Below are 12,908 nucleotides of genomic sequence, written 5' to 3'. Positions count from 1 at the left end.
ACGACGCGAACAGGTCACGGTGCTGAGCCAGACCCCGTCGGCGTTCCGCCAGTTCGAGACCGTCGACGCACGCCTGCAGGCCGAGCTGGCGCTACGCCTGGTGGTCTTCGGCGGCGAAGCACTCCACCAGCCGTCCGTGCGCCGCTGGGCCGACCGCCACGGCTACCACACGCCCCGCCTGATCAACATGTACGGAATCACCGAGACCACCGTCCACGTCACCCACCTCGAACTGGCACAGGACGACCTCGGCGGGACAGCCAGCCGGATCGGCCGTCCCCTGCCCGACCTGCGCATCCACGTCCTCGACCCGTACGGACAGCCCAGCCCCATAGGCGTCGCCGGCGAGATCCACGTCGCCGGAGCCGGAGTCACACGAGGATATGTCGGGCGGGCCGCGCTGACCGCCGAACGCTTCATCCCCGACCACCTCAGCGACCGGCCCGGCAGCCGTTTATATCGCACCGGCGACCTCGCCCGCTGGACCGCCGGAGGCCGGTTGGAGTACCTCGGCCGCGCCGACGCCCAAGTCAAGATCCGCGGCCACCGCATCGAACTCGGCGAGGTCGAAGCCGCACTCGGCTCGCACCCCGCGGTCCTGGAAGCCGTCGTCACCCTGCACGACACCGATCTCGTGGCTTACGCGGTCCCCGCCGAGCAGGCCGTCACCGCGGACGCGCTGCGCGCCTGGCTCGCCGGCCGGCTGCCCGACTACATGGCGCCGCGCTGGTTCGTGCTCCTGGACGCGCTGCCGGTGACCGCCCAGGGCAAGGTCGACCGCGCCGCGCTCCCCGCCCCGTCCGGGGAGCGGCCCGAGCTCACGCAGGAGTACGTCGCTCCCCTGCCCGGCCCGGAGGAGTCCCTGGCCGGGGTCTGGCGGCGGGTCCTCGGCGTCGACCGGGTCGGCCGTCACGACAACTTCTTCGACCTGGGCGGCGACTCCATCCGCAGCATCCAGATACTCGGCCAGGCGCGTGAGCTGGGGCTCGGGTTCGATCTCCAGGAGCTGTTCCGCCATCCCACACTGGCCGCGCTGACCCGGATCGCCGGCGGCATGCCCGAACCGGACCTGGAGCGGCTGTCCGGGGGCTTGGTCCACGGCGGGCGCGAGCGGCCGGGCGCAGGTGAGACGGCGGTGCGGCTGGGCGGCACGCCGGGGCTCCGGCCTCTGGTGCTGGTGCATCCGGTCGGCGGCACGCTCTTCTGCTACCTGGAGCTCGCCGGCCGGGTCGGCTCCGCGTTCGAGGTGCTGGGCGTCCAGGGCGACGTGCTGGGCAGCGGCGGCGGCACGGCGGACCTCGGCGAGCTGGCCGAACGGTACGCGCGGGACCTGACGCCGCTGCTGGACGGACGCCGGCCGGTGATCGCCGGCTGGTCGGCGGGCGGCGTCATCGCCCACGAGCTCGCCGTACGACTGGAACGGCAGGGCGTGGAGGCGCACCGGCTGGTGCTCATCGACGCCCACCAGCGCCGCGACGCGGCCGACACGGCGGAGGCCGCCGCACTCGACGCGCTCCGCGCGGACGTGCTGCGGCGGGGCTCGGAGGCGGTCAAGGACGCGCTGGCCGACACCGGGTTCCACGACCTGCTGGCCACTCTCGGCATCGACGAGGCCACCCTGGCGGGGCTGGACGGCGGCGCCGTCGCCGCGCTCATGGCGTTCTGGCGGGACATGCTCGCGGGCCTCGCCGGGCACCGCCCGTCGCGGTTCGGCGGCGCCGCCGAACTCCTGCTCGCCCGCGACGGGACCTCCCCGGAGGCGACGGCCGCGGAATGGCGGGCGCTGACCGGTTCGCTCACGGTCACCCACGTCGACGGCGGCCACTTCGAGCTGCTGCGAGAACCCTCGGTGGCGGCCATCGCCGAGACCCTGCGCGGCTCGGCTGAGCGGATGGGGGATTGACATGCTGGTGCTCGGGATAAGCGGGCTCGACCGTTCGATGTCCGTCAAGAAGGATCTGATGCCCGGTCTCGACCGGCGCGAGCAACGGCTGGTCCAGGGGCTGGACTCGGCCGCGGCGCTCGTCGGCGAGGACGGGGTGATCGCCGCCTCCGCTCAGGAGAGGCACGACGGCCGCAAGGGCACCGGAGCGTTCCCGGCGGACGCCGTGGAAGCCTGCCTGCGCGTCGCCGGTGTCACCCTCGACGACGTCGACTTCGTCGCGCACGGCTTCCGCTACGATCCGTCCTCGGCCTTCGACCGCGACGACTTCGCCCGGCGCTGGTTCCGGAAGGCCTACTGCGAGCAGGTCCAGCTCGACGTGCTCGCGTCGCGGTACCCGGGGCGCGACTGGAGCCGCAAGCTGGTGCGCGTCCCGCACCATCTGGCCCACGCCGCCAGCGCGTACTACCTGAGCGGCTTCCGGGACGCCACGGTGCTGGTCGCCGACGGCATGGGCGAGACCGAGTCGACGTCCGTGATGTCCGCCCGGGACGGTCTCCTCCGGGTACGGCGCACGTACCCGGTCAGCGCCTCCCTCGGGATCCTGTACAGCGTCGTCACCCACTACCTCGGCTTCCAGCCCGGCATGGACGAGTACAAGGTGATGGGCCTGGCCCCGTACGGCGACCCCGACCGCCACGCCGGCGCGGCCGGCGAGCTGGCGCGGGGGCTTCCCGGCGGGCGGCTGGTCGTCCCGCTGCTGGCGCGCGACCGGACGCCCGTGGAGCGGGAGACCCACCGGGGGGCGATCCGCCGCCTGGAGGAGCTGTTCGGTCCCGCGCGCCACCCCGACGCGCCGCTGACGCGGCGGCACATGGACGTCGCGGCGGTCCTGCAGCGCTGCCTGGAAGAGAGCCTGCTGTTCGTGCTGCGCACCGCCCTGGAGGAGGACGCGGACAGCCCTCGTGACCTGTGCATGGCCGGCGGTGTGGCGCTCAACTGCACCGCCAACGGGGTGATCGCGCGCAGCGGGCTCGTCGACCGGATCTTCGTCCAGCCCGCCGCGGGCGACGACGGCTCGGCCCTGGGAGCCGCCCTGTGGCAGCTCAGGCAGCACGTCCCCGGGGCGCCGGTCGCCATGAGCATGCCGTACTGGGGTGAGGAGTTCGGCGAGGAGGAGATCGCGCAGGCGCTGGCCGCGCTCGGGCCGGGGTACGGGGTGCGCAGGCTGCCGGAGGAGCGGCTGCTGGAGCGGGTGTCGGGGCTGATCCGGGGCGGGTCGGTGGTCGCCTGGTTCCACGGGCGGATGGAGTTCGGGCCGCGCGCCCTCGGCAACCGCAGCATCCTGGCCGACCCGACCGCGCCCGGCATGCGCGCCCACCTGAACGCGGTGGTGAAGCAGCGCGAGGAGTTCCGGCCGTTCGCGCCGGCGGTGCTCGCCGAGAACGCCCACGAGTACTTCGAGATCGAGCCCGGCCGGGAGAGCCTGTACCGGCACATGCTCTTCACCACCCAGGTACGGGAGAAGTACCGGGAGCTGCTGCCCTCGGTCACCCACGTGGACGGCTCGGCCCGCGTCCAGGTCGTCGAACGGGACAGCGCGCCGCGCTTCTGGAGCCTGATCCGGCGGTTCGGCGACGACTGGGGCACGCCGATGCTGCTGAACACGTCCTTCAACCTGCGGGGCCAGCCGATCGTGCGGACGCCGCGAGAGGCGGTGGCCACCTTCGCGCGCTCGACTCTGGACGCGCTGGCGATCGGCGGCTGGCTGGCCGTCCGCAGGACCCGAACCGAAGGGGGCAGCGATGTCTGAGCGGACTGTCGACCTGAGGGAGGGCGTGGCCGCCGTCTGGCGCGACCGGCTCGGCCTCGGCGAGATCCAGGACGGTGACGACTTCTTCCTGGTGGGCGGCGATTCCGTCCTCGCCGTCGAGGTGGCCACCGACCTGCGCGCGCTCACGGGCGCCGAACTGGACCTGGACATCGTCTACGACTATCCGGAGTTCGGGAAGCTGGTGGCCGCGCTCGCCTCGGGGGCGCGCCCGCAGGAGCACGAGCTGCGCGAGCTGACCCCGGCCGAGGCGCGGGTGTGGGCCGCCGAGATGCTCGACCCCGGCACACCGGTCTACCACGTCTGCGTCCGCTACCGGTTCGACGGCAAGCTCGATCTGGTCCGCCTGAGGGGAGCGCTGAACGCCCTCGCCGCCGGGCACGACGCGCTGCGGCGCGGCTTCATGTCTCCGGGCCGCGCGTTCACGGCCAGGGACGCGCCGGTGCCGTGCCGCTGGGTCGAGGTCCGGGGCGTGCCGGAGGCCGAGGTGCTCCGGCTGCTGGACGACGACGCGCGGGCGCCGTTCGACCTGGCGCGCCCGCCGCTGCTGCGGGCGCTGGTGGCCGACGGCGGCGAGGAGGGCGACCTGCTCCAGCTCACCGTCCACCACCTGGTCTGCGACGGCGCCTCGCTGTCTCTGCTGGAGTCCCGCCTGGGGCGGCTCTATTCGGGCGGCCCGCCCGGCGAGGAGGCCGGGACGGCGCCGCGGGCCGTCTCCCGGCAGGCGCGGGACCCGGAGGCCGCGCTGGAGTACTGGCGGGCGTCCCTGGCGGACTGCCCGGGCGGACTGCCGATCCCCCACGACCTGCCCCGGGCGGCCGGTGATGCGGAGGCGGGAGACGACGCCGCTGATCGGCCGGCCGGCGCCGCCTCGCGGGTCGCCGGGGCCGCGCACGGGGTCGTCGTTCCGGCCGGGACGCTGGCCGCGCTGTCGTCGCTGGCCGGGAGCGAACGGCTCAGCCCGTTCATGAGCTGGGTCGCCGCCTACGCGGCCGGGCTCGCCGCCGTGACCGGGGAGCGTGACCTGGTCATCACTGTGCCGGTGTCGTCGCGCGGCCCCGAGCAGCGGCACGAGGTCGGCATGTTCGTCGACATGCTGCCGCTGCGCCTCGTCCTGCCGCCGGACGTCACCGCCCGCGCCCTGGCCAGGCAGGTGCGCCGGGTCGTCACCGAGGCCCTCGCGCACGGGCGGCTGCCCGGCGGGACCGTGATCGAGGACCTGTGGCCCAACGGGAACCGGGCCGGCGCGTCGCTCCGGGCCGCCCTGACGTACGTGGACGCCGCCGGGCGCGGGCTGCGCGCCGGGGAGTCGTGGGCGGAACGCGAGCTCGTCCCCACCGGGACCGCCAAGTACGACCTGCTGTGGAGCGTGACCCGGCGCTCCGGCGACACACTCGCCGAGCTGGAGTACCGCACCGGGCTGTTCTCCGCCGGGGCGGCGGCCGAGCTCCACCGCCGGCTGCTGTCGGCGGCCGGGGACGCCTGCGCCGCCCCGGACAGCCCTCTGCCGGACCTCTCCGTCTCTGCCGTGCCCGGGGCTCGGCCGTACGTGCCCGTCCACGAGCGGGTGCGCCGGCAGGCGGCGGCCCGCCCGGACGCCGTCGCGGTCCGGCACGGAGACCGCGCGCTCACGTACCGGGAACTCGACGAGCGGGCGTCAGCCGTGGCAGGCGGGCTGCGGGCGGCCGGGCTGCGCCGGGGCGACGTGGTGGCGGTCGCGATGGAGCGCGGCGCGGACATGGTGACGGCCTTCCTCGGCGTCCTGTACGCGGGCTGCGCCTACCTGCCCGTCGACGTGCGCCAGCCCGCCGCCCGCACCCGATCGGCGGCGGGCGCCGCGCGGGCCGTGCTCGTGACGGACGGGCGGCGGGCCGAGCCGCTGGCGGACCTGATGCCCGTGCTGTGGCTGAGCAGGCTGCTCCGGCAGGCGGAATCCGCCTCCCCGGTGCCGCTCACCGGCGAGGACGTGGCGTACGTGATGTCGACCTCCGGCTCGACCGGCGTGCCCAAGGCGGTCGCCGTCCCGCACCGGGCGATCACCCGGCTGGTCCCGGAGTCGAACTATCTCACCGTCGGCCCTGACGACCGGGTGGCGCACCTGTCGAACCCCGCCTTCGACGCGGCCACGTTCGAGATCTGGGGGGCGCTGGCCGCCGGGGCCACCCTCGTGGTCCAGGACGAGGACGTGGTCTTGTCGCCCACGCGGCTGCGGGCGTTCCTGGAGCAGCGGGGGATCACGGTCCTGTGGCTCACCGCCACACTGCTCAACCAGGTGGTGGACTTCGCCCCCGACGCGCTGGGGCGGCTGCGGGTGCTCCTGTTCGGCGGCGAGAAGGCCGACGAACGGCGCCTGGCGAAGCTCCTCGCGGGCCGGCCGCCCGGACGGGTGGTCAACGGGTACGGGCCGACCGAGAACACGACGTTCAGCACCTGCCACGATGTCACGCCGGACGACCTCGCGGCGGGAACCGTGCCGATCGGCCGCCCGATCTCGGGCTCCACCGCCTACGCGCTCGGCCCGGCCGGGTTGCCCGTCGGGGTGGGCGAGGTGGGTGAGCTGTACGTGGGCGGTGACGGGCTCGCCCACGGCTACCTCGGTGAGCCCGCGATGACGGCGGCGGCCTTCGTGCCCGACCCGTTCGACGCGCGGCCCGGGCGGCGGCTGTACCGGACCGGGGACCAGGTGCGGGTGCTGCCCGGCGGCGGATTCGCGTTCCTGGGGCGGCACGACGACCAGGTAAAGATCCGCGGGCACCGGGTGGAGCCGGGCGAGATCGACGCCGTGCTGCGGCGGCAGGACGGGGTGGCCGACGCTATCGTGCTCGCCCGGTCCACGGACGACGGGACCGAACTCGTCGCCTGTGTCACGCCCGGCACGGTGGACGTGGCGGCGCTGGGCGCGCGGCTGCGGCGGGAACTGCCGGAGTACATGGTGCCGTCCAGGCTGGTCGCGCTGGACCGGATCCCGGTCAACGCCAACGGCAAGGCCGACCGCTCCGCGATCCTGGCCGCCACCGTCACCGCCTCCCCGCCCAGCGCACCGCGGCCATCGCCCGGGAGCCCTCCAGCCGCCTCAGCGGCGAATTCCCCGGCAGCCGGGGGTCTCCCCGCGGCGGCGGCCGAGGATGCCGGAGGGCGGGGCGGAGAGGAGGTCGCCGCCGCTGTCGGGGCGGTGTGGTGCGAGGTGCTGGGCGTCGAGGAGGCGCGGCCGGAGGACGACTTCCTGATGCTCGGCGGCCACTCCATCAAGGCGCTGCGCCTGCTGTCGCGGCTGGAGCAGGAGTTCGGGGTGACGGTGGAGCTGTCCGACTTCTTCGCCGCCCCCACCCTGTCGAGGCTCGTCGCCCTGCTCCAGAGCGCCGGCACCGGCACGGAAGGAGGCGACGATGCCCGTGGCGACTGATCCCGAGCGTTTCGCCGGGCAGATCCTGGAGCGGTTCCTGCGGCACGCCGCGGCCACCCCGCACGCGGCCGCCGTCATGGACGAGACCGGCGAGCTGACCTACGCGGCGCTGCTGGCCGCGGCGGAGGAGCAGGCCGCACGGCTGTCCGCGCGGGGCGCGCGGCGCGGCTCGCGGATCGCCGTCGAGTCCCGCTACGGGACCGGCTACCTCGTCGCGCTGCTGGCGACGTGGCTGCTGGAGGCGGCCGCCGTCCCGCTGGACCCGTCCGCTCCGGCCGAGCGGCGCCGCTACCAGATCCGGCAGGCCGGCTGCGACGTGGCCGCCACCGGTCCGGCCTCCGACGGGGTGGTGGAGCGCACCGTCGCCGAGGTGACCGCCGCCCCCGGGGACGGGCGGGACCCCGCCGCCTACATCCTGTTCACCTCCGGCTCCACCGGGGCGCCCAAGGGGGTGGAGATCGAGCATCCGGCGCTGCTCAACGTGCTGGAGTACTTCGTCCGCGCACTCGCCCTGCGCCCCGGAGACCGGATGCTCGCGCACAGCAACATCGTCTTCGACATGTCCCTCCCCGAGATGCTGATGCCGCTGATCAGTGGCGGCACCGTCGCGGTAACGCCGCCGCGCTCCGCCCGCAACCCGGAGTTCTTCGCCCGCTGGCTGCGCGCGCACCCGGTGGATGCCGCCTGTGCCACTCCGAGCCAGCTCCGCATGCTGCTGCCGTTCCTCCACGGTGAGCGGGTCTTCGCCAAGCTCATCAGCGGCGGCGAGGCGCTCACCGCCGCGCTCGCGGACGACCTCCGGCAGGTCGTGGGCAGGCTCTGGAACGGTTACGGGCCCACCGAGACCACCGTGGCGGCCATCATCACCGAGGTGCGGCCGCCCTACCGGGACCCGATGCCGATCGGCCGCCCGATCAGCGGGCTGGGCGCGCACGTCCTGGACGAGCGGCGGCGGCCGGTCCCGGCAGGCACCGTCGGCGAGCTGTACCTGTCCGGGATCGGGGTGGCGCGCGGCTACGTCGGGAGCCCCGAGCTGACGTCCCGCGTCTTCGTCACGGCCCCCGGCGGGGGACGGATGTACCGGACCGGGGACCTGGTCCGGGTCGGGCCGGACGGCCAGTACTACTTCCACGGCCGCGGCGACGACCAGGTGAAGATCCGGGGGAACCGGGTGGAGCTGGGCGAGATCGAGGCGGTCGCCCAGCGGGTCCCGGCCGTGTTCCAGGCCGTCGCCGTCGTCTCGGAGGCGCTGACGGACCGGCCCGAGCTGTACCTGGCGGTCTCGGCCGTCCCCGGCACCTCCGAGGCTGACCTCCGCGCCCCGCTGCGCCGCCTGCTGCCCGCCTACATGCAGCCCCGGCGGGTGCTGTTCTTCGACGAGCTCCCCCGTAACACCTCGGGCAAGACCAGCCGGCTGCTCGTCCGCGGGCTGGTCGAAGAGCGGCTGAAGGCCGGTCGTCCGATCACTCAGGCACACACGGAAGGAAGGGTCACATGAGCGAGCAGGTCAACGACGTCCAGTACGCCGTCGTCGTGAACGACGAGGAGCAGTACTCGATCTGGGCGGTGGGCCGGGAGGTGCCCGCCGGCTGGCACGCCGTCGGAGTGCGGGGCAGCCGCGAGGAGTGCCTGGAGCACATCGGCCGGGTGTGGACGGACATGCGGCCCAAGAGCCTGCGCGTCGCCATGGGCGAGAGCTGACGGATCCCGGGCCCGGCCCGCGCGACGGGAACCCCGCTCGCGCGGCCGGCTGTCCCCCGCGCTGCCCGGCGCCCCGACACGGATGGTGATGTCACATGTGGGAACTCCTTCGCACCAACGCGCGCTTCCGCCGGATCTTCCTGGGCGAGACCGTCTCGGGCTTCGGGGACAGCGCCATGTTCCTGTCGCTGGCCATCTGGGCGAAGGACCTGACCGGTTCGAACGCCCAGGCGGGCCTGGTCTTCCTCATCATCACCGCGCCCGGGCTCGCCGCGCCGCTGCTCGGAGACCTGGTCGACCGGGTGCGCCGCAAGCCGCTGCTGCTGTGGATCTACGGGTTCATGGCGGTGCTGCTGCTGTCCCTGCTGGCCGTGCGGAGCGCCGACCAGATCTGGATCATCTACGCGGTGACCTTCGCGTACGGGCTCATGTTCGCCGTTCCGGCCCGTTCGGCCCTGCTCAAGGACCTGATCCCGTCCTCCGACGCGGTGCACGCGCGCTCGCTGCTCATCACCGTCGGCGAGGGGGTGCGGATCGTCTCGCCGATGGTCGGCGCGGGCGTGTACGCGGCGTTCGGCGGTGCCGCGCTGACCTTCATCGGTTCCGGCACGTTCGTCGTGGCGGCGCTGGTGCTGGCCTCGATCAAGGTCGTCGAGTCGGAGCCGGAACGCGGCGGCGAGCCGTTCAGGACCTCGGTGCTGGCCGGTTTCCGGTTCGTGCGCCGGGTGCCGCTCCTGTACCGGCTCATCCTGGCGCTGGTCAGCTTCATGGCCGTCATCGGCCTGATAGAGACGGCCGCGTTCGCGGCGATCGAGGAGGGGCTGGGGCAGGAGCCGGCGTTCATGGGCATCGTGGCGTCGGTCCAGGGCGGCGGCTCGGTCGCCGGCGGGGTGCTGGCAGGTCTGCTGGCCAAGCGGGCGAAGGAGACCAGGGTCAGCAGCGTCGGCTACGCGCTGGTCGCGGTCGGGTTGCTGCTCTGCGTCACCAGTCAGGTTCCGCTGTTCTTGGCCGGCGCGGTCTTCATCGGCATGGGACTGCCGTTCCTGATGCTGGCGTTGCAGACCGCGTGCCACCTGTACGCGCCGTCCCGGCTGCAGGGGCGGGTGGGCGCCGCGGCCAGCACCGTGAGCGACGTCGCCCAGACCGCGTCGATCGCCGCGGGCACCGCGCTCATCGGCGTGCTCGACTACCGGATCATGTACCTCCTGATGGCCGTCGCGGCGCTGGCGTCCGCCGCGATGGTGTTCGCGCCCCGCCTCCCGACTCCCGAGATCGCCGCCTCCGTGGCCGACGAGCCCGACAGCAGCGGCACCGCGGTCGCGGTGCCTCCCGAGGGAGAAGCGACATGACCCTGGACATCAACGCGCGCCGGCTCCTCGACCGCGTCGAGGCGTTCGGCGGGATCGGGCGCGACCCCGGCGGCGGCATCAGCCGGGCCGGGTTCGGCGCCGCCGACCTGGAGGCGCGGGAGCGGCTGCACGAGGAGGCGCGGCTCGGCGGCCTCGACTCCGCCGTGGACGCCGCGGGCAATGTGATCGTCCGCCGTCCCGGGCGGCCCGGCCCGGCGGACCGTCCCGTACTGCTCATCGGCTCCCACCTCGACACCGTGGCGAACGGCGGCAGGCTGGACGGCGCGTACGGCGTCCTGGCCGGGCTGGACGTCATGCAGACCCTGGCCGAGCACCGGGTCGAGCTCGCCCGCGAGCCGGTCCTCGTCGCGTTCGCCAACGAGGAGGGCGCCCTGTTCCCGCAGCCGTTCTGGGGGTCCAAGGTGCTCGCCGGCGCGCTGGACTCGCTGCCCGCAGACCCGCGCGACCACGAGGGCCGATCCCTGCGCGGGCCGCTCGCGCGGGCCGGCGGGGACCTTGCGGCGCTGGGCACCGCGGTCTGGCCTGCCGGGTCGGTGGCGGCCTACCTGGAACTCCACGTGGAGCAGGGGCCGGTCCTGGAGAGCGGGGGTCACACGATCGGAGTGGTCGACAGCATCACCGGCCGCACCCAGTTCGCCGTAGAGATCCGCGGGGCCGCCGGGCACGCGGGGACGACCCCGATGGAACTGCGGCGCGACCCGGTGACGGCGGCGGCCCGCGTCGTGCTGGCCGCCGAGGAGATCGCCCGCGAACGGCGGCTGTGCCGGGTCGCCACCGTCGGCTGGCTGGAGGTCCAGCCGAATTCCGCGAACACGATCGCGGACGGCGTGCGGCTGACTGTGGACCTGCGCGACAGCGACCCCGTCAACCTGGAGCTCGCCGAGAAGGCCCTGCGCACCTCGCTGGCCACGCTGGCCCACGAGTCGAACGTGTCGATCACCGTACGGGTGGACGCGCGGGCGGCGCCGGTGCACACCGATCCGGCGCTGCGCGCGGCGATCACGGCGAGCGCCGACGAGCTGGGCCTGTCCCACCTGGTGCTGCCGAGCGGGGCGGGCCACGACGCGCAGATCGTGGCCGGGATCGCGCCGATCGGCATGATCTTCGTGCCGAGCGCCGGCGGGGTCAGCCACGTCCCGGAGGAAGACACCGCGGACGCGGACCTGGTGGCCGGTGCCCGCGTCCTGCTCCGCACAGTCCTCCGTCTGTGAAGACACTCAGCCGATTCTCGTCATCACGACGTCCGGGCCGCCGAGGCGCTGGCGGGTTGACACCCCTCCTTCAGCTGCCTCCGCCGGCGATCTGATCTGCGGTGTCGAGGTGGTGGCGGGCGCACACGATTTCTCAGGAGGAATTTGATCCGGCGAATGTGTGTCGGCTCAGCGTGCGGCGACCCGTGGCCGCTACCTTCGCGCTGAATCAGCGGACACGAAAGAGGAGAGCCACGTGAACGGGGTAGGAAAGATCGCCGCAATTCTGGCTATCGCTGCGGGCGGCGCTTTTGCCGCGAGTGGTTCATCACCCGCACTGGCGGACCCTCCTCCTCTCATTGACGACCTCAATCTGGGCGTGTCGCCCACCCTGCTCCCGAACCTGAGTACGCCGCCCCTGCTCTGCTTTCCCAGGGCGACGAACAGCAACGTCATCAAGGGCGACAGGAACCAGACAGTCACCATTCAGAACGTCGACTGCGCACAGCGGGCAGATCAGACGTCCCCTCCTCCGTCGAACGGTGGCGGTCTGAGAAACCGGGAAGTGGTGGTGAGCGACGATTTCACGGTGCCGCAGGAGGACATCAGCGACTCACTCGTACAGCAGTGCCCGAACGGAAAAGTCGTACTCGGCGGGGGCTACTATCTGCATACCTGGAGATACGAGCCAGGAATCCACGACATTTTCTTCAAGCGGAGCTCACCCAATGACGACGGCACGGGATGGGTGGTCGAAGTCGTCAATGCGACCCCCGGCGACATCGTGCTCAAAGTCTGGGCCGTCTGCGCCGATCCCGCCTAGTACGGCAGCCGGTGGCCTTGCCACTGGTCAGGTGGCGTAACACGCCCAGCCCGGCCTGATCAGACGGGCCGGGGCTGGGCGCCGCTGTCGGTGTCGAGGTGGTGGAGGGCGCTGATCAGGGGCCAGGTCAAGGCGGCCATCTCCGCCGGGGTGCGGGGGCAGCCGCGCTGGAGCCAGTCGGTGGCCACGCCGATGAGGGCGCCGGCGGTGAAGGCGGCGGGGACGTCGTGGTCGTCCGGCGGGGCGGCGGGCTGGAGGCGGGCGTGGATGGTGGTGGCGCAGCGGCGGCGGATGTGGTCGGCCACGCGGGCGCTGCCCTGCGGGCCGAGGAGGGCGCGGTAGAGCCCGGCGTGGCCGGCGAGGCTGGTGAAGAACTGCTCCAGCGAGCGGATGACCTCCGGCGCGGGGTCGAGGGTGCCGGGGGCGGGGCTGGGCAGCGACTCGATCAGGGCGTCGATCATCGCGGTGCAGGCGGACTCGGCGAGTTCGTGCACGTCGCGGTAGTGGTCGTAGAAGGTCGAGCGGCTCACCCCGGCGCGCTGGGCCACGTCGGCGACGGTGACGCGGGACAGGTCGCGCTCGGCGACGAGCTGGATCAGCGCCTGCGCGAGGGCGGCCTGGCTGCGGCGCACGCGCGGGTCGCCGGTGTTTCCGGAGGTGAGAGGCACGGGCTTGACTGTACCGGCACAGGTTTCCCTACACGTGTAC

Annotated in this window: 9 protein-coding genes; 8 read left to right on the top strand and 1 reads right to left on the bottom strand. The window is 73.6% G+C overall.

What is annotated here, in order from left to right; all coding sequences use genetic code 11:
- The 8 genes from AB0J42_RS34910 to AB0J42_RS34875 form a co-directional block, all read left to right on the top strand.
- A partial coding sequence (locus AB0J42_RS34910) for an AMP-binding protein (protein WP_364302256.1) occupies positions 1-1,903 on the top strand: 1,903 nt, incomplete at its 5' end.
- Between the two features lies 1 nt (position 1,904).
- The gene (locus AB0J42_RS34905; protein WP_364302254.1) at positions 1,905-3,695 is read left to right on the top strand and encodes a carbamoyltransferase C-terminal domain-containing protein; all 1,791 of its coding nucleotides are present in this window, start codon (positions 1,905-1,907) and stop codon (positions 3,693-3,695) included.
- On the top strand, positions 3,688-7,116 hold the full coding sequence (locus AB0J42_RS34900; protein WP_364302252.1) for an amino acid adenylation domain-containing protein: 3,429 nt from the start codon (positions 3,688-3,690) through the stop codon (positions 7,114-7,116). Before AB0J42_RS34905 ends, AB0J42_RS34900 begins: the two co-directional genes overlap by 8 nt.
- Positions 7,100-8,614, top strand: a complete 1,515-nt coding sequence (locus tag AB0J42_RS34895; protein WP_364302250.1) for an amino acid adenylation domain-containing protein — start codon at positions 7,100-7,102, stop codon at positions 8,612-8,614. The genes AB0J42_RS34900 and AB0J42_RS34895 overlap by 17 nt, the downstream gene beginning before the upstream one ends.
- Entirely contained in the window at positions 8,611-8,817 is a 207-nt protein-coding gene (locus AB0J42_RS34890) for an MbtH family NRPS accessory protein (RefSeq protein WP_364302248.1), read from the top strand. The genes AB0J42_RS34895 and AB0J42_RS34890 overlap by 4 nt, the downstream gene beginning before the upstream one ends.
- A gap of 95 nt (positions 8,818-8,912) precedes the next feature.
- Complete coding sequence (locus tag AB0J42_RS34885; RefSeq protein ID WP_364302246.1) at positions 8,913-10,166, top strand: MFS transporter; 1,254 nt, start codon at positions 8,913-8,915, stop codon at positions 10,164-10,166.
- Positions 10,163-11,398 (top strand): M20 family metallo-hydrolase, encoded by a 1,236-nt coding sequence (locus tag AB0J42_RS34880; RefSeq protein WP_364302244.1) that lies wholly within the window; start codon positions 10,163-10,165, stop codon positions 11,396-11,398. The genes AB0J42_RS34885 and AB0J42_RS34880 overlap by 4 nt, the downstream gene beginning before the upstream one ends.
- Positions 11,399-11,633: 235 nt before the next feature.
- Complete coding sequence (locus AB0J42_RS34875; RefSeq protein WP_364302242.1) at positions 11,634-12,200, top strand: hypothetical protein; 567 nt, start codon at positions 11,634-11,636, stop codon at positions 12,198-12,200.
- A 59-nt stretch (positions 12,201-12,259) separates the two neighbouring features.
- Here the strand turns inward: AB0J42_RS34875 and AB0J42_RS34870 are convergent, their stop codons facing one another.
- On the bottom strand, positions 12,260-12,868 hold the full coding sequence (locus tag AB0J42_RS34870; protein WP_364302240.1) for a TetR/AcrR family transcriptional regulator: 609 nt from the start codon (positions 12,866-12,868) through the stop codon (positions 12,260-12,262).
- Between the last annotated feature and the right edge of the window lie 40 nt (positions 12,869-12,908).

Source organism: Nonomuraea sp. NPDC049649 (assembly GCF_040675175.1).
GTDB lineage: Bacteria > Actinomycetota > Actinomycetes > Streptosporangiales > Streptosporangiaceae > Nonomuraea.
The sequence above is the reverse complement of the archived record's forward strand: the minus strand, read 5'-3'. Positions and strand labels throughout refer to the sequence as shown.

Coding starts and splice junctions, on each gene's coding strand:
- AB0J42_RS34895 (WP_364302250.1), top strand. CDS start 7,100: ATGCCCGTGGCGACTGATCCCGAGCGTTTCGCCGGGCAGATCCTGGAG.
- AB0J42_RS34890 (WP_364302248.1), top strand. CDS start 8,611: ATGAGCGAGCAGGTCAACGACGTCCAGTACGCCGTCGTCGTGAACGAC.
- AB0J42_RS34885 (WP_364302246.1), top strand. CDS start 8,913: ATGTGGGAACTCCTTCGCACCAACGCGCGCTTCCGCCGGATCTTCCTG.
- AB0J42_RS34905 (WP_364302254.1), top strand. CDS start 1,905: ATGCTGGTGCTCGGGATAAGCGGGCTCGACCGTTCGATGTCCGTCAAG.
- AB0J42_RS34880 (WP_364302244.1), top strand. CDS start 10,163: ATGACCCTGGACATCAACGCGCGCCGGCTCCTCGACCGCGTCGAGGCG.
- AB0J42_RS34900 (WP_364302252.1), top strand. CDS start 3,688: ATGTCTGAGCGGACTGTCGACCTGAGGGAGGGCGTGGCCGCCGTCTGG.